13 protein-coding genes and 5 tRNA genes are annotated in these 16,019 nt (G+C 67.5%); 9 read left to right on the top strand and 9 right to left on the bottom strand.

The features are described 5' to 3' along the window. Positions 1-189: 189 nt before the first annotated feature. Positions 190-1,503 (bottom strand): salicylate synthase, encoded by a 1,314-nt coding sequence (locus tag AB0I35_RS26775; RefSeq protein WP_357399106.1) that lies wholly within the window; start codon positions 1,501-1,503, stop codon positions 190-192. A gap of 165 nt (positions 1,504-1,668) precedes the next feature. On the opposite strand from AB0I35_RS26775, the gene AB0I35_RS26780 reads away from it, so the two are divergent. The 3 genes from AB0I35_RS26780 (at position 1,669) to AB0I35_RS26790 (ending at position 5,992) form a co-directional block, all read left to right on the top strand. Further along, positions 1,669-4,095 carry a glycerol-3-phosphate 1-O-acyltransferase gene (locus AB0I35_RS26780; RefSeq protein WP_357399107.1) on the top strand — a complete coding sequence of 809 codons (2,427 nt, stop codon included), beginning with the start codon at positions 1,669-1,671 and terminating at the stop codon, positions 4,093-4,095. Further along, positions 4,092-5,432, top strand: a complete 1,341-nt coding sequence (locus AB0I35_RS26785; RefSeq protein ID WP_357399108.1) for a 1-acylglycerol-3-phosphate O-acyltransferase — start codon at positions 4,092-4,094, stop codon at positions 5,430-5,432. The genes AB0I35_RS26780 and AB0I35_RS26785 overlap by 4 nt, the downstream gene beginning before the upstream one ends. A gap of 119 nt (positions 5,433-5,551) precedes the next feature. Beyond that, complete coding sequence (locus tag AB0I35_RS26790) at positions 5,552-5,992, top strand: DUF6069 family protein (protein WP_357399109.1); 441 nt, start codon at positions 5,552-5,554, stop codon at positions 5,990-5,992. 56 nt (positions 5,993-6,048) lie between these two features. Here the strand turns inward: AB0I35_RS26790 and AB0I35_RS26795 are convergent, their stop codons facing one another. After that, positions 6,049-6,810: a polyprenol monophosphomannose synthase gene (locus AB0I35_RS26795; RefSeq protein ID WP_220139754.1), complete on the bottom strand. Its 762-nt coding sequence runs from the start codon at positions 6,808-6,810 to the stop codon at positions 6,049-6,051. 84 nt (positions 6,811-6,894) lie between these two features. Further along, positions 6,895-7,578 carry a GAP family protein gene (locus tag AB0I35_RS26800; protein ID WP_357399110.1) on the bottom strand — a complete coding sequence of 228 codons (684 nt, stop codon included), beginning with the start codon at positions 7,576-7,578 and terminating at the stop codon, positions 6,895-6,897. A gap of 158 nt (positions 7,579-7,736) precedes the next feature. Here AB0I35_RS26800 and AB0I35_RS26805 point away from each other — a divergent pair, with 158 nt between their 5' ends. Genes AB0I35_RS26805 through AB0I35_RS26815 form a run of 3 tightly spaced genes read left to right on the top strand, consistent with a single transcriptional unit; the run spans position 7,737 to position 10,405 of the window. Further along, a complete protein-coding gene (locus tag AB0I35_RS26805) occupies positions 7,737-8,054 on the top strand; it encodes a hypothetical protein (protein WP_357399112.1) in 318 nt (105 codons plus the stop codon). Further along, on the top strand, positions 8,054-9,370 hold the full coding sequence (locus AB0I35_RS26810) for a hypothetical protein (protein ID WP_357399113.1): 1,317 nt from the start codon (positions 8,054-8,056) through the stop codon (positions 9,368-9,370). Before AB0I35_RS26805 ends, AB0I35_RS26810 begins: the two co-directional genes overlap by 1 nt. Before the next feature lie 9 nt (positions 9,371-9,379). After that, entirely contained in the window at positions 9,380-10,405 is a 1,026-nt protein-coding gene (locus AB0I35_RS26815; RefSeq protein ID WP_357399115.1) for a hypothetical protein, read from the top strand. 43 nt (positions 10,406-10,448) lie between these two features. Here AB0I35_RS26815 and AB0I35_RS26820 read toward each other — a convergent pair. The 5 genes from AB0I35_RS26820 to AB0I35_RS26840 all read right to left on the bottom strand — a co-directional run bounded on the left by AB0I35_RS26820 (position 10,449) and on the right by AB0I35_RS26840 (position 11,834). Then, positions 10,449-10,522, bottom strand: a tRNA-Asp gene (locus tag AB0I35_RS26820). 239 nt (positions 10,523-10,761) lie between these two features. Beyond that, positions 10,762-10,835: transfer RNA gene (locus AB0I35_RS26825), tRNA-Phe, on the bottom strand. Between the two features lie 58 nt (positions 10,836-10,893). Further along, a tRNA-Asp gene (locus AB0I35_RS26830) sits at positions 10,894-10,967 on the bottom strand. Positions 10,968-10,998: 31 nt separating this feature from the next. Continuing rightward, positions 10,999-11,071 (bottom strand) — tRNA-Glu (locus AB0I35_RS26835). 91 nt (positions 11,072-11,162) lie between these two features. Continuing rightward, entirely contained in the window at positions 11,163-11,834 is a 672-nt protein-coding gene (locus tag AB0I35_RS26840) for a TetR/AcrR family transcriptional regulator (RefSeq protein ID WP_067640889.1), read from the bottom strand. Between the two features lie 743 nt (positions 11,835-12,577). On the opposite strand from AB0I35_RS26840, the gene AB0I35_RS26845 reads away from it, so the two are divergent. Next, positions 12,578-12,653: transfer RNA gene (locus tag AB0I35_RS26845), tRNA-Lys, on the top strand. A gap of 349 nt (positions 12,654-13,002) precedes the next feature. After that, a complete protein-coding gene (locus tag AB0I35_RS26850; RefSeq protein ID WP_067492353.1) occupies positions 13,003-13,959 on the top strand; it encodes an acyl-ACP desaturase in 957 nt (318 codons plus the stop codon). A gap of 59 nt (positions 13,960-14,018) precedes the next feature. Here the strand turns inward: AB0I35_RS26850 and AB0I35_RS26855 are convergent, their stop codons facing one another. After that, the gene (locus AB0I35_RS26855) at positions 14,019-14,585 is read right to left on the bottom strand and encodes a hypothetical protein (RefSeq protein ID WP_357399116.1); all 567 of its coding nucleotides are present in this window, start codon (positions 14,583-14,585) and stop codon (positions 14,019-14,021) included. Positions 14,586-14,790: 205 nt separating this feature from the next. On the opposite strand from AB0I35_RS26855, the gene dusB reads away from it, so the two are divergent. After that, positions 14,791-15,933 carry a tRNA dihydrouridine synthase DusB gene (gene dusB / locus AB0I35_RS26860; RefSeq protein WP_357399207.1) on the top strand — a complete coding sequence of 381 codons (1,143 nt, stop codon included), beginning with the start codon at positions 14,791-14,793 and terminating at the stop codon, positions 15,931-15,933. The last annotated feature ends 86 nt before the right edge of the window (positions 15,934-16,019 follow it).

The raw sequence follows: 16,019 nt of genomic DNA on the forward strand, positions 1-16,019 counted from the left end.
GCGCATGCGCTTCGAGCGCTGTTCGCGCGGCCGGGCCGCTACGCCGCTTCGCGGCGGACCCTCCTCGAGGTCGGGTCGTGCGGGGTTGGGAATGCTGTCATGGCGGACTGGCTGGAATGCGGTGGGGGTTGTGGATCACTCGGGTTTGACACCTTCCGCACTGGCAGTCCACGCGGTGCAGCTCCTACTTCACGCCTTCACCACGTAAGGCGCGACGCTTCCCAACTTCTCGCAGGTTTCCTCGAACTCTCGTTCCGGGCGCGACTGGCCGACGATCCCGGCCCCGGCGCGCAACCACGCCCCTTCGCCGGTCTGGTAGATCGCGCGCAGAACCAATGTCGCCTCGAGTGCGCCGGTGGGCGAAACGCACACCACCGCACCGGAATACAGCCCACGCTCGTCGTGGTCGTTGCGGAAGACGGAGTCGACGCCCGCCTGCTTCGGGATCCCGGAGGCGGTGACGGACGGGAACAGCACTTCCAGTGCGTCCCAGGCGGTGCGGTCGGGAGCGAGCTCGCCGCGGACGGTCGAGGCGAGATGCTGCACGCTGCCACGTTCGCGCACGGCCATGAAGTCCGAGACCGCGGTCGTACCGGGAACCGCCACCTCGGCGATCTCGGCGAACGAAGTCTGAACCGAAATGGCGTGTTCGACGATTTCTTTCGGATCGGCCAGCAGATCGACCCTTGCCGCGCTGTCCGCTTCGGCGCCGAGCCCGAAAGCCCGGGTACCGGCGAGCGGTTCGGTCGTGACCACTCGGTCGTCGTCGACCGAGGCCACCAGCTCGGGGCTGAACCCGGCGGCTTCCAGACCGCCGAGGCGCAGCAGGAAGGAGCGGGCGGGGGTGTTGTTGGCCCGGCCGAGGCGGTAGGTGGCAGGTACGTCGACAGCGAAGGGCAGTGCGACCTTGCGCGACAGGATCACCTTTTGGTAGCTGCCGGAACGGATTTCCTCGACGGCGGCGGCCACCCGATCCTGGTATCCGGTGACATCGGGCCGCACGTCGACCGGATGCGCCGAAGGCAGCTCGGCACCCTGCGAGGCCGCGATGAGGTCGTGGATATCGCACATCTCGGCGGGGGTGGCGCCGCTGATCCGCACACCGTCGGCGTCGATGCGCACTTCGATGCGGGGGATCATCAGGTTGGCCAGCGAGGTCAGCGGGTTGAGATAGCGGGTGGCGCCGAGCGAATAGGCGCAGAATTCGAACCCGATCCAGCCGTAGGCGTTGCGCCCCTCCAGAGGCAGGCTCGCCAGGGCGGCGTCGACGGCGGCGGCCGGTCTGCCGGTCCACGCGCGAGCGGTGGTCTGCTCACCCCAGGTGGTGCGCAGTTCGTTGGCGTCGAGTTCGACGCTGCCGAGTGGGTCGGCGGCAAACACCCAGGCACCGGGCCGTTCGTACATCACGTACTCGCCGAACCGATCGGCCGAGGCCAACCACGACATCGCTGCCGCCGGATCGGTCACATATTCCACCCGTGTGGGCTGTTCCGTCGACGACAACGATCCTCCAAGGTAAAGCTGACCTAATTTAGCGTGGTTAGGTTAGCATTACCTCCAGGTTTTGCTACCCGTGTGCGGGGTAACCTTCCCCACTCATTGTCACCCGCGACCGCGCTGTCGGCGAAGTTCGGTGCGCTACGGCGAATCTGCGGCTTCAATGGAGAGATGATCGACAACGATGGGCGGCCCACGCGCGCGACTCCGCAGGCGGACTCGGTAGTCGCCCTGGTCGACGCGGCCTCCGGCGTGGAGCGCGAGGTGATCGGCACCTGGATCGCCGAGGGCGGGCTGGCGCGCGAGATCGACTCCCACGCACCCGTCACGCAAGTGGATCTCGATGCCAAAGCCCTCATCAAACGCCTGGTGAACCGTCGCGACGACCCGCTGGTCGTCCCGGTCCGCGTGCTGTGGCTGCCGCCCGAGCGCGACGGCGTGCGCCGGGTGACCTTCGCCGACCTGGCCATGCTCACCAATCCGCGCAAGCCGAACCGCCTGGTGCAGCGCCGTCTGCTGCGCACCCACCCCGACCGCCACCAGGTGCTGGTCGGCGCGCCGGCAAGGCTGAGCGAGCTGCGCACCAACTATCCGGAGGCCGCCGCGCTGCTGCGATCGGGCTCGCCCGACGCCTTCGCCCGCTCGGTGCTGCGCGCGGCGGTCGTCGCGCTCGAACGCGCGGAACGCACGGTCATCGGTGACCGCTACAAGGTGCCGCAGTTGGTGGCCGAGGAGATCCTCGACTCACCGGAATTCCAGCGCAAACTCGACTACATCGCCGACGAGTTCGGCTCCGATCCCGCCCACGTCCACCGCAGCGCGGAGAAGGCCCTGCGCGAGCTGGTGGCCGCGCAGAGCAGGCTGGTGTCGGATCTGTTCACCCAGGCCATGCGCCCGGTGCACGCCTCGACCTGGAAGGTCGACACCGACCTCGGCGGCCTGGACGCCCTGCGCTCGCTCAACCGCAAGTACCCGCTGGTCTTCCTGCCCTCGCACCGCTCGTATGTGGACGCCTTCGTCCTCGGCGACGTGCTGGCCCGCAACGACTTCCCACCCAACCACGTGATCGGCGGGGCGAACCTGAACTTCTGGCCGATGGGCCCGATCGCCCGGCGCACCGGCACCGTGTTCATCCGGCGCAGCTTCGGCGACGACGAGGTGTACAAGGCGGTGGTCGAGGAGTACTTCGCCTATCTGCTGTCCAAGCGGTTCAATATGGAGTGGTACTTCGAGGGCGGCCGGACCAGGACCGGCAAGCTGCGCCCACCCAGGTACGGATTGCTCAATTACCTCGCGGCGGCGGTGCGTTCGGGCCGCGTCGAGGACGTGATGCTGGTGCCGGTGTCGATCACCTACGAGCGGCTCAACGAGCTCGGCGCCATCGCCAGCGAGCAGGCAGGCGGCAAGAAGAAGCCGGAGGGTATCGCCTGGCTCGCGAGATACGTTCGTAGTCAGCAGCATTCGGCTGGTCGGGTGTATGTCCGCTTCGGCGAGGCGATCTCGGCGCGCGAACGGCTGGAAACCCACGGTGACCCACTCGGTGAGCGTCCCAAGACCATTCCGCTGCACGACACCGCGACCGGGGCCACCAAGGTGCCCGACGAATCGGCACTGAGCGAGACCGAGCGCAAAGCCGTGCAGCGCTTGGCCTTCGACGTGGCGGTGCGGATCAACGCGGTCACCCCGATCACGGTCAACGCCCTGGTCACCCTGGCGCTGCTCGGCGTGCACGAACGCGCGCTGACGCTGGGCCAGGTGCGCACCGTGCTCGACCCGGTCCTCGGCTACATCGATCGGCGCGGCCTGCCCGCGGGTGAGTTGTCCAAGCTGCGCGACGAGCAGGGTCTGCAGGTCGTCCTCGAACAATTGGCGCTGGCCGGGGTGGTCACCGTGTATCGCGGGGGGCTGGAACCGGTGTACTCCATCGAACCCGGCGCCCACCTCGAGGCGGCGTTCTACCGCAACAGCGCGGTGCACTGGTTCGTGAACCGGGCCATTCTCGAGCTGGCCGCGCTCACCGCCGTCGAACAGCCGGGCGACGACCCGCTCCGGGCGGCATGGCGGGCCGCCTTCGCACTGCGTGACCTGCTCAAATTCGAATTCTTCTTCCCCGAACGCGAGGAATTCGCCGACCAGATCATCGAAGAGGTGCGTGTGATCGTCCCCGAGTGGGACGAGAACACCCCTGACGACCGCCTCGATCAGCAGTTCCTCAGCGCGCTCACCGAGTCGGGCTTCGTGATGGCGCACCGTGTCCTTCGCTCGTTCTTCGACGCGCAACTCGTGGTGGCCGAACGGCTCGCCGCCCGCCCGGCCGACGCCGTGATCGACCGCAAGGAATTCATCGACGAATGCGTTGCCGTCGGCAAGCAGATGCTGTTGCAGCAGCGGCTGCACAGTCCCGAATCGGTGTCGACGGAATTGTTCACCAGTGCGTGGAAATTGGCGGACAACCACACCTTGATCGCCCCGGCGGAGCCCGGTGACGAGGACGATTTGATCGCGCGCCGCAACGAATTCGCGCAGCAATTACGTGATCTCGGCGAACGGATCGCCCGGGCCGCCTCGCTCGACCCGTCGAATCGGAACTCGCTGTGAGCGGCATCGACGACGCGGTCACCGCCATCAGAACCGGTCCACAGGGTGATCGGGTGCTCGCCGTCTTCGACACCCGAGCTGTAGTCGACGCCTTGCCCCGAAAGCGATTGCCTGGCACGCGCCGTCAGCGCGGCGACGCTCGGCGGAATGCGATGCTGACCGGCTTCCGGCGCGACCATCAGCGTTTCCTCCGTGACGCCGAACGGTCGTGGGCCGGAGTGCCGGAAGCAGAACTCGAGAAACTGGGTCGCGGCGTTTTCCGCAAGGAGATGTACGGCCGGACCTTCCCCGAAGCCTGGCAGCTGGTCCGCGAACACCGATCCGCCGGGCACACAGTACTTTTGGTCAGCGAACTGCCGGTGTTCCAGGTGAGTCCCTTCGCCGAACTGCTCGGCATCGACAACGTACTGTGCACGAAGTTCGCCACCGACAACGGAATTCTCACCGGTCAGCTCGACGGACCGCCGCTGTGGGGTACCGAAAAAGCCGAAGCGGTCGGCGAATTCGCCGCAGCGCGCGACTGCGAGATCGGCTATGTCTACGCCGATACCCCCGCGCTGCTCGAATCGGCGCGCATCCGGTCGGTCGACCCGACTACGTTCCAGCCGCGCACAGCGCCGAGCCCGATCGACTACGCCCGCACCGTCCTCGCCTTCGTCGCCCTCGTCGCCGGTGCCGTGACCGGCGTGGTCCGCAAGTCCTACACCCGCGATCGCCAGGCCATGGCCGACGCTCTCATGCACGACGGAACCACCGCGACCCTGCGCACCCTCGGCGTCGAGCTGCGCGTGGTCGGAGCCGAGAACGCCCGTGCCCCACGGCCCGCGGTGTTCCTGTTCAACCATCAGAGCCAGTTCGACGTCATCATCGTGCCCAAGGTGCTCGACGGCGGCGTCACCGGCATCGGCAAGAAGGAACTGCGGTCGCATCCGCTCTTCGGACCGCTCATGCGTTTCGTCGGCGTCACCTTCATCGACCGGTCCGATACCGAACGCGCGAAAGCGGCTCTGGCACCGGTCGTTTCGACGCTTCGGGAAGGACTGTCGATCGCCGTCGCCCCGGAGGGCACGCGCTCGCACACCCGCGGGCTCGGCCCGTTCAAGAAGGGCGCCTTCCACATCGCCAAGCAGGCGGGCGTCCCGGTGATCCCGATCGTCATCCGCAATGCCGGCGACATCGCCTGGCGCGACTCGCCCATCGCCCGAAGCGGTGTCGTCGACGTGGCGGTTCTGCCGCCGATCGATGTGTCGACGTGGAATCCCGCCGCGATGGACGAGGAGATCGAAGAGGTCCGCAGGCTCTACGAGCACACCCTGCTGAACTGGCCGAGCGCCTGACAGCTCGCACCCCCTCCCGGAATGTGACCAGGGTCTCAGGCGGAGCCGCCCACTCGCGCTTGACCTGAACCATTCTTCAGGTTTGAAGATTGTGTCACCACCGAATGAGGGAGAACATCATGAGCACCGCAGCCGCCACCGCAACCACCACCCGCACCCTGCCCGCCCTGAACCGCCCCGTCGCCGTACTGGGCGCCGTCGCCGCCGCCCTGATCGCGAATCTGATCGTCTGGGGAATCGGCGAGGCGGCGGGCGGTTCGTTCACCACGACCACCGACGGCAAGGTCTCCGACGTCGCTCCTGGCGGGGTGATCCTGATGTCGGTGGTTCCGCTGCTGATCGGGCTGACCGCCGCGGTGCTGGTCTCCTACAAGTGGACCGGGGTGCTGCGAGTCGCCGCCGTCGTCGGCTCGGTGCTGTCGATCGCGACCATCGGCATGACCTTGACCGCCGGCTTCGACACCGCCTCCACCATCGCCCTGTCGCTGATGCACGTGGTGCTGGTGCCGGTCATGGTGATCGCGCTGGAAGGCGTGCGCCGCCACATCACCGAGCAGTAATACACAGCGAAAAGGCCCGGCCGGGAACGTTCCCGGCCGGGCCTTTCGCGTGTGGTCTAGACAGATCGACCGAAGAGCAGCTTCCACGGCATGAGCGCCGATTCCAGCTGCACCTTCAGGCTCATCTTCGACGCGCCGACCGTGCGCTCCTCGAAACGGATCGGCACCTCGGCGATGGTGTACCCACGCTTGATCGCGCGGTAGTTCATCTCCACCTGGAACGAGTAACCGTTGCTGCGGATGGAGGCCACGTCGATGGCGCGCAGGGTGTCGGCCTTCCACGCCTTGAAACCGGCGGTCGCGTCCTTGACGCCCAGGCGCAGGATCAGGTTCACGTAGAAGTTGGCCCAGGCCGAGAGGGCCTTGCGGTACCACTTCCACTCCTCGGCGGTGGAGCCGCCGGGGACGTAGCGGGAACCGAGCACCACGCCGACGTCCTCGGAGTTCAGCTTCTCGAGCATGGCCGGGATCACCTCGGCCGGGTGCGAGAGGTCGGCGTCCATCTGGATCACCACGTCGGCGCCGTCGGCCAGGGCCTGGGTGATGCCCGCGATATAGGCGCGGCCGAGTCCGTCCTTCTCGGTGCGGTGCAGCACGCTCACCACGTTCGGCAGCTCGGCGGCCAGTTTGTCGGCCACCTCGCCCGTGCCGTCGGGTGAGTTGTCGTCCACCACCAGCACATGCAGATCGGGCACCGGCAGCGCCGTCAGCCGCTCCACCGCCACCGGCAGATTTTCCCGCTCGTTGTAGGTCGGCACAACAACGGTAACCCTCAAGGGTCGCCCTCCCTGCTCACCTGGTAACGCCCGGCGGCCCAGGGTGCGGGCGCCGAGGCACGTCATCGATTCGTTATGACCGTACTCGATAGACCTGACGTGTTCCTGAGCGGCCGCCCGGGGCCCTCACCACAGCTGCCCGGCGTGGACCAGCGCGTCGACGACCAGGACGACACCGAACACGACGAAAAGGACACGGACTACCGCCGGTCCGAACCGGGTCACGCCGCGCACGAGCATCCGGTACATCCGCCGGGCCCCCGGGGTTCTGCGCAGCGCCAGCGCGAGCACCACCAGCGGCAGCACCAGTGCCACGAGGCAGTAGGCCGCCACCAGCACCGGCCAGCTCGCGGGCAGCGGACGCTGCGCGGAAATCAGGGCGAGCGCCGCCAGATACGGCACCGAGGTCGGCACCTTCGCCAGACCGAGGGTGAAACCGATCACCCCCATCAGCCACGGGTACTTGCGCACCGGCTCGACCCACCGGCCGCCCGGCGCCGCGCCCGCGTCGACCGGAATCGCCGCCACCGCGATCAGGACCAGCCCGATCACCAGCTGACCCCAGTAGCGCAGGGTGGGGGTGAGGTCGAAGTCGAGCAGGCGGACGAGGAAGTCGATACCGAGCACCGTCGCGACGCCGAACAGCACCGATACCGCGAAGACACCGCCGAGGAAGCTCAGCACACCGACCAGCGGCGAACGCCTGGCCAGCCTGCTGTCGGCGACCACGGCGGTGGTGATCGCCACCAGCAGCACGTCGAGCGCGTCCAGCAGGGCGAACCCGAGCAGCGTGAGCAGGAGGACAGCCATCGCGGCCGACCCTACCGGTCGGTCAGCTCGGTGCCGACCAGGGGTTTCTCGAGAACCAGCCGTCCAAGAGTGCTGGACGCCCCCACGAACGGCCCCAGGTGGTTACGCTTTTCAGTGCCGGCAGCGCCGGGATCCGCGATCGTGAAGGGGCAGACATCGTGGCAGAAATGTCATTCGACCCGTCAGCGCTCGACGCTTATCAGCGTGCGGCAGCTCGGGTTTCCGAACTACTTGGCACCGCGGCCACCCAGACGACCACCGCGGCGGGCGTCGATCTTTCCGGATTGGGCGTGCTCGGACGCGAATTCGCCGCCGCGTGGACCCAGGCGGCGGGCGCGCACGCCTCCACCCTCAACACGGCCGGGAACCTCGTCAGCGCCTACCAGGACATCCTGACCCGGTTCGGCGACGACGTCACCGGCGTCGACACGGATGTGGCCGCCGGTCTGCGCGCGGTCGAGAACGAGGTGGCCTGATGCGCACGAAATCGCTCGTCACCGAGAACACCTTGAGCACCATCACCCCCGAAGAGGCCGAGGCCAAGATCGAACCGGTGATCGCGCTGCTCGAGGTGCCGCTGCTGGAATTGCGCAAGGCGCTGGGCACCAACACCTCCGCCGACCCCGATCCCGCCGTCGTCTCCGCCCTCACCTCCGCCTCGGCCGCGACCACGGCCACCGAGGACCCGCACCGGCTCGGCCTCTACGCGCTCGAGTCCACCGACACCGCCGCACCCGCCACTCCGGCGCTGCGCCGGACCGCCACCGAGGTGTCGGCAGCGGCCGATCGGGGTGAGCGCCTGAGTACCCTGCTCGGCCAGGCGCATACGACGCAGGCGAACGCCGCCGCCAAGGTGGACGCGATCATCGCGGAGTTCCGGCGCAAGGCCAGATCCGCCGCACCCGCCGTGAACAGCAACAATCTCGACGCCATCGTCGAGCTCGCCGAGGAGGCGATTCAGGAGGCAGTCGGGGTGGTCGGTGCGGCGAGCACCGAGATGGACCAGCACACCCGCGACACCCAGGGGCTCACCAGCGATCTCGGCGGGACCAACGGGGTGACGGTTCCGCCGGGGGCGACCGAGGTCGCGCCGGGCGTGTACGTGCTCGGCACCGGCGGCACCGACACCTCCACCTGGAACGACGAGAAGACGACCGACCCGGCGGTCGCGGCGCAGATCGCGTTGCAGGAGGCGCTGATCGACGGCGGTGTGAGCCTCGGTACGGCGGCCATCGATGCCGGTGTCAGCTTCGGCACGCACCTCATCGACAAGATCGCCGAGGTCGCCATGCACGGCATCGACAAGGGCGCCGAGCTGGCGACGACCGGCATCGACACCCTGGCGGCCGGGGTGGACGGTACGGCCGACACACCGGCCAACACCGCGCCCGCGACGACCGTGCCCGGCACCAATGGCGCTGGTAACAACGGCAATTCGAACACGTTGTTCGGCGGTCTCGGCGGCAACTCCGGCGGTTCCGCGGGCGCGAACCCGGGTGGTTCGGGCGGCGCGAACTCCGGTGGGGCGAACTCCGGTGGGGCGAACTCCGGTGGGGCGAACTCCGGTGGGGCGGTACCGAAGCCGGAGGCCCCCGCGCCCGCGCCGACCAATCCGACACCCAAACCCGAAGCGCCTCAGCAGGCTCCGTTCCAGCAGGCACCCGCGCAGCAGCAGCCCATGCAGGGCGGGGTGATTCCCCCCGCCGCGCGCCCGCAACAGGATCAGGAGAGCGAACGACCGTCGAATGCCCCCAAACACGGGCAACCCGGAGTTGTCCCGGCGAACGCCTAGGCCGCGCGCATGGACAACCCGTTCGGTGCCTATTTCTCGTCGCCGGACGCCACCGGGCGCCGTCGTCCGCAGGGTAAACGACGGCGCAGGCGGCGGCGCGAGGCCGAGCCGCAGACCATCGGGACCAACCCGGAGATGTGGCCGCCGCCGGAGCCGGAACCGTTCACCGACGCCCCGGCGCCGCCGCTGCTGCCCGAACCCGTCTACCGCCACCCCGACGAGGACGACGACGGGTTCACCGGTGACTGGAACGACTGGACCGACGCCGACATCCCCGTCGAACCGGTCCGCCACGACGATGTGGATTGGAACGACTGGGCGACGACGACCGCCACCGAGCAGAGCGGTGACCACGTGGAGATGCCGGTGCTGCCCAAGCTCAAGGACTTCGGCGGCGGCGGTCCCATCGCGCGCAGGCCACGCAAGAACTACAACGACGAACGCTACGACGACGGCCACGGCCGCACGAAGGCCGCCGCCGCGATCAAGGGCGTGGTCGGTGCACTGCTGTTCGTCGTGCTGCTCGGCGTGGCCGCCACCATATTCCTCGGACCGGGCGACCGATCCGCTTCGGACACAAGACAAGCCGGGCTGTCGAACCTCACGGCTCCCACCTCGAGCACCACACCACCGTTGCCCGCGCACGCGCTCCCCGGCTGCGAGGAGTTCCGCACCACCTCCATCACCGTGAGCGCCGAACGCGGCGACGCGAGCTCACCCCAGGGCGCCATCCTCGGTTTCGAGTACAGCTATTACGTCGACCGCGACGCAGCCAAGGCCAGGTCCTTCGTCACCGACAACGCCCACGTCGGCGACGAGGCCGCCCTCGCCGCGGGCATCGCCACCCTGCCACCGGACATCAAGTACTGCACCCACATCACCCGTGGCGATTCCACCGATACGTCCATCTGGCACGTCACGATCCATCAGCAGTGGCCCGGCGACACCGCCATCGAGAAAGTGCACCAGACCATCAAGACCACCGAGATCTCGACCGGCCGCTACCGCATCACCAGCATCGATCACCGCCGTTGACGCGAAAGTCCCCCGCACCGACCGGTACGGGGGACTTCTCGTGCGACCCTGACGGGACTCGAACCCGCGACCTCCGCCGTGACAGGGCGGCGCGCTAACCAACTGCGCCACAGGGCCTTGCTGCTTTCTCGCGGGGCGACTGTACCCCGGTCGATGCCGTTTTCGGAAACGCGCAGGTGATGCTTGTCATCGCCACCGTCTCGGCACGCACCGACAGACTTCGGCCACCAGAGGCGATTCGTGATCGACACGACGAACTGACCCGGCTCGGCGACGGCACTACGGTAGGCCGCCTCGTCTGCCACCCCTGAACGCGAAAATCCCCTCGACCAGATGCTCTGGTGAGGGGATTCTTGTGGCCAGGGCCGGGATCGAACCGGCGACCTTCCGCTTTTCAGGCGGACGCTCGTACCAACTGAGCTACCTGGCCGCAGGCACCCGTACGGAATGCCATACGCGAAGCGCCGGATTGCTCCGGCGCTTACTTGCGACCCTGACGGGACTCGAACCCGCGACCTCCGCCGTGACAGGGCGGCGCGCTAACCAACTGCGCCACAGGGCCTTGCTTTTCCTACTCTACAGTCCGAAGACTGTACCCCCTACGGGATTCGAACCCGCGCTACCGCCTTGAAAGGGCGGCGTCCTAGGCCGCTAGACGAAGGGGGCTCGTTCCGAATCTCTCCGGGGCGGCTTCAACGTTTCCGTTGGGAGCTCGCATAGCTTATGACACCTCGGTGCGCTCTTCCAAATCGCCTGGTCAGGCGCCCAAACCGAGGTCGTCCAGACGGGCTTGAGCACGCCAGCCGTCGGTGCGGAAGTGCTGTATCCACAGCGGCGTCGCCATGGCCTCGACGATCACCTCCAGCACCTCGGCGAAGCGGGCACGCAGATCGGCGGCCGAACCGGTGCCGATCGGGTCCACGAGATACCGCTGACCCGCCAGCGCCGCGGCGAGGGTTCTGGTGAACCGGTCGGGGTCGGCGTCGGCGCGCAGCTGACCGTCGTCGATGGCGCGGACCGCTAGCACCCGGGTGGCCCGGCCGAGGATGCGCCCGCCGCCGTTGCCCGCGTCGCGATGGAAGTCCGGTTCGATCACCAGGCGGTACTCGGCCTGCACGATGGTGTCGTGCTCGAGCCGCAACGCGACCTCGTCGACCATGCCGTGCAGCACGTCGAGCGGGCCGAGGTCGGTGCGGGCCAGCCAGCGCTCCGCGCAGAGCCGGTACCGCTCGACCGCGGTGTCGAGCACCGCGCGTGCGAGGTCTTCCTTGGAGTCGAAGTGGAAGTACATCGCGCCCTTTGTCGCGCGTGAACCCTCCAGAATGCGGTTGAGCGATGCCGCGGCATACCCGCTCTTCCCGAACTCGACGGCCGCGGACTTGATTATCGCGGCGCGTGTGCGGCGCGCCCGCTCTTGCTGCCGTGCCATGCTCGAAACGCCTCCGAACCTTCTCGTCGCCGCCGATCAATGACAGACCCGCGGCGCGAATTGTGGTTATTTTTCATACTTTTGGTATGTAAACTCGCCGAATGCCGGTACCCCTCCGGCTGGTATAGTTCGCCGGCCCGGGTGCGCCACAGGGGGTGCACACTCGGGCTCAATACCTGTGAGAACCGCCTCCTCCTGCGGTAGCGACTGCCCCTTTGCGAGAAGTTCGCGCGCCTTCGCGTTCACCCCGGCACATCGAACCCCCGATGAATTCCGCGACACCGCACCCACCACCGGGCGCCGTAAAGTGCGGCCCCGGTGATTGTTTCGAAATTCACCAGGTAATCACCGTACCCGCATTCCCCGAACGGCAACATGCGAATGGGACACCCGGTCCGTTTTTCCGGACAGGCAAACCGGGTGCAACCGTGAGCCGTGACGTCGAATGCGAAAACCGCACTCGCACAGCATTGTTGGCCTGTCCAGCGCCCCCCTGCGGCGCACTCGCGGACACCGGTATCACCCACTCACTCCTGTTGATCGAAACCTGTTGACCCACAACACTATTCGATGACACGTCGCGACGGGAAGTGGGAACGGCGATGTGCTCCAGCCCGTCAGCCGGGCATCGCGCCGGAGCGCGCCGCCGTTACCGGGGCCGAGGAGCCCTGCGCGTCGGAAGCCCGGCTGATCGGGGACACTATTCGGCGTCGCGGCGCGGTGTCGGTTAGACTCCGCTGCGCGCCCCTTTAGCTCAGTTGGTAGAGCTGGTGACTTTTAATCACTAGGTCGTAGGTTCGAGTCCTACAGGGGGCACCATCACTTCACCGTGACCACTGTCACGTGGCACTTCCCGGCCGCGCCGGAAGAGCCGGCCGTCATGGCCCCTGAACAGGCGAACGACCTCGCCGACAGCACTTCCCGCCGCCGCGACACCGAGAGTTCACCCGGTAGGCGCTAACGCCGCCGCCACTACAGCGATAGTCCCTACGCTGCGGACCGAAGACCTAGACTCGTCAGTACGTCCTACCGGCAGCTGCCGATGTTGTGGCGTTGTTCAACTTCATCGGCTTTACGCTCAGTTGCGTTTCGCATCACACCTACGGTGCCGTAAGGTATGGCCGCATCGCGACGTTCGACCGCAAGCACGACAGCGAAGGGTTTTTACATGGCAAGGGATCTGACTCAACTCGAACTGCTCACGGAGTTGGAGCCGGTTGCCGAGGAAAACGTCAACCGGCACCTGTCGCTGGCCAAGGAATGGCATCCGCACGACTACGTCCCGTGGGACGAGGGCCGCAACTTCGCCGCCATGGGCGGCATCGACTGGGATCCTGAGCAGTCCAAGCTCAGTGAGGTGGCCAAGGCCGCCATGATCACCAACCTGCTCACCGAGGACAACCTGCCGTCCTACCACCGTGAGATCGCCGAGAACTTCTCCCAGGACGGCGCCTGGGGCACCTGGGTCGGTCGCTGGACCGCCGAGGAGAACCGCCACGGCATCGTGATGCGTGACTATCTGGTTGTCACCCGTGGTGTGGATCCGGTGGCCCTCGAGAACGCCCGCATGATCCACATGACCAACGGGTTCGCCTCCCCCACCGAGGTGGACGCCGGCTTCCTGCACTCGGTCGCCTACGTGACCTTCCAGGAACTGGCCACCCGCGTGAGTCACCGCAACACCGGCAAGGTGTGCGACGACCCGATCGCGGACCGCATGCTGCAGCGCGTCGCCGCCGACGAGAACCTGCACATGATCTTCTACCGCAACCTCTGCGGCGCGGCGCTGGACCTGTCGCCCGACCAGGCGATCGAGGCGATCTCGCTGATCGTGGAGAACTTCCAGATGCCCGGCGCCGGGATGCCGAACTTCCGGCGCAACGGCGTGCTGATGGCCAAGCACGGCATCTACGACCTGCGTCAGCACCTCGAAGAGGTCGTGCAGCCGGTGCTCAAGAAGTGGAACATCTTCGAGCGCACCGATTTCACCGCCCGTGGCGAGGCCACCCGCGAGCGCCTCGGCGACTTCCTGGAGAAGCTGAGCCAGGACGTCGTCAAGTTCGAGGAGCAGCGCGACCGCATGCTCGCTCGCGAAGCCAAGAAGCGCGAGATGGCCAGCGTCTAGAACTCACGAAAAGCGCCGCCCGCCGGGATTCCGGTGGGCGGCGCTTTTTCGTCGATCGGTTACTTCATCGGCAGGGCACCGTCGGCGCTGCCGACATCGGTGATCTTCCAGTCCTGCCCGGCATCGACGGTGATGTTGTAGGTGACGGTGTTGCGCAGGCCGTCGGGGTTCTGCGCGTTGGTTGTGCTCACGTCGACGAACGCGGCGACCTTGTACACCTGGCCCTCGCGCTCGAGCACCTTCGCGGTGATCGGGGTGGCGGTGGAGGCCCAGCGCAGCGGGACGACGATCTCCTCGAGCTTGTCGCCGGTGACGTCGAACTTGCCCGCGAGCTCGGTGGACGTGCCCGCCTTGAGCTTGGCCACCCAGGCATCGACGTCCTGGTAGTTCAGCGTCGCCGAGCCGACGGAGTAGTCGAGGGCGATCTGTTCGGCCTTCGCGTCGTCGGCGGCCTCGGCACGCAGGTCCGAGACATCCGAGCGCGCCGAGCCGTACAGCATGCCGAGCACGACGGCGGCGACGGCGAGCACGGCGACGGCGGCACCGCCGACCAGCGACGAGACACTGATCGCCACGGTCGCCTTACCGGGCGCGGCGGGGGTGGTGGTCGTGGCGTCTTCGGCCATGGGGTCTTCTCCGATGATGTGGGGACAGCGCGCCGCCGGAAGCGGCAAGCTCAGGCTACTGAGCCGACGGACATATCCCGAACGTCGAGTACCACATAAATGCTGTCGCGTGCGTCCCGATCGGGCCGTGACCCGGCCGAAGAGGCCGGTACGCGAGATCGATCACATCCGGGCGGATGCGAGAATGGCAGACGTGACTATCACGATGCCCCAGGCACCGACCACGCTGCGGATCGGGCCCTACCCGGTCGATCCGCCCGTCGTGCTCGCACCCATGGCGGGCATCACCAACCTGGCCTTCCGCAAGCTGTGCCGCGAATTCGGCAGCAAGACCGCCATCTACGTGTGCGAGATGATCACCGCCCGCGCGGTGGTCGAGCGCAACGAGAAGACGCTGCACATGATGTCGTTCGACGCCGACGAGCATCCGCGCTCGATGCAGCTCTACGGTGTCGACCCGAAAACGCTGGGCGAGGCTGTTCGCATCGTCGTCGGTGAGGGCTGGGCCGACCACATCGACCTGAATCTGGGCTGCCCGGTCCGCAAGGTCACCCGGCTCGGCGGCGGTTCCGCGCTGCCCTACAAGCGCAGGCTGTTCGCCAATATCGTCAAGGAGATGGTGCGGGCCGCCGAACCGGCAGGCGTGCCGGTGACGTTCAAGTTCCGTATCGGCATCGACGACGAGCACCACACCTACCTCGACACCGGTCGCATCGCCGAGGCCGAGGGTGCCGCCGCCGTCGCCCTGCACGCGCGCACCGCATCGCAGCTGTACTCCGGCACGGCCGACTGGTCGGCCATCGCCCGGCTCAAGGAAGCCGTCACCACCATCCCCGTGCTCGGCAACGGTGACATCTTCACCGCCGACGACGCACTGCGCATGATGAACGAAACCGGATGCGACGGTGTGGTCGTCGGCCGTGGTTGCCTCGGCAGGCCGTGGCTGTTCGCCGAGCTCAGCGCCGCGCTGCGCGGCGAACCGGTCCCCGAGGGCCCGACGCTGGGCCGCGTCGGCGAGATCCTGATCCGCCACGCCACCCTGCTCGCCGAACACGACGGCGAGGACAAGGCGATGCGCGATATCCGCAAGCACATGGCCTGGTACCTGATGGGCTTCCCGGTCGGCTCGCAGCTGCGCCGCAGCTTCGCCACCGTGTCGGCGCTGAGCCAGATCGAGGACCTCGTCGCACAGCTCGATCCGGACGTGCCCTTCCCCACCGACGCCCTCGGCCCACGCGGTCGCCAGGGCTCGCCGCAGACCAAGGTGGTGCTGCCCGACGGGTGGCTCGACGACCCCGAGGACGACACCGTGCCCACCGCCGCCGATGTGATGCACAGCGGAGGGTAAAGCTTCGGCGCTGGTCAGCGCGTCGCAACCGGATTCCGTGCGAATCTGTTGTGCACTGGAGTGGCTACTCGTGGCGGAATCGTTAT

The organism is Nocardia sp. NPDC050378 (genome assembly GCF_040655675.1).
GTDB classification, from domain to species: Bacteria; Actinomycetota; Actinomycetes; order Mycobacteriales; family Mycobacteriaceae; genus Nocardia; species Nocardia coubleae.

Bases quoted from the DNA above. Each gene is read 5' to 3' on its own strand.
- AB0I35_RS26810 (WP_357399113.1), top strand. From the start codon at position 8,054: ATGCGCACGAAATCGCTCGTCACCGAGAACACCTTGAGCACCATCACC.
- AB0I35_RS26780 (WP_357399107.1), top strand. From the start codon at position 1,669: ATGATCGACAACGATGGGCGGCCCACGCGCGCGACTCCGCAGGCGGAC.
- AB0I35_RS26840 (WP_067640889.1), bottom strand. From the start codon at position 11,834: ATGGCACGGCAGCAAGAGCGGGCGCGCCGCACACGCGCCGCGATAATC.
- AB0I35_RS26855 (WP_357399116.1), bottom strand. From the start codon at position 14,585: ATGGCCGAAGACGCCACGACCACCACCCCCGCCGCGCCCGGTAAGGCG.
- AB0I35_RS26815 (WP_357399115.1), top strand. From the start codon at position 9,380: ATGGACAACCCGTTCGGTGCCTATTTCTCGTCGCCGGACGCCACCGGG.
- dusB (WP_357399207.1), top strand. From the start codon at position 14,791: ATGCCCCAGGCACCGACCACGCTGCGGATCGGGCCCTACCCGGTCGAT.
- AB0I35_RS26850 (WP_067492353.1), top strand. From the start codon at position 13,003: ATGGCAAGGGATCTGACTCAACTCGAACTGCTCACGGAGTTGGAGCCG.
- AB0I35_RS26800 (WP_357399110.1), bottom strand. From the start codon at position 7,578: ATGGCTGTCCTCCTGCTCACGCTGCTCGGGTTCGCCCTGCTGGACGCG.
- AB0I35_RS26790 (WP_357399109.1), top strand. From the start codon at position 5,552: ATGAGCACCGCAGCCGCCACCGCAACCACCACCCGCACCCTGCCCGCC.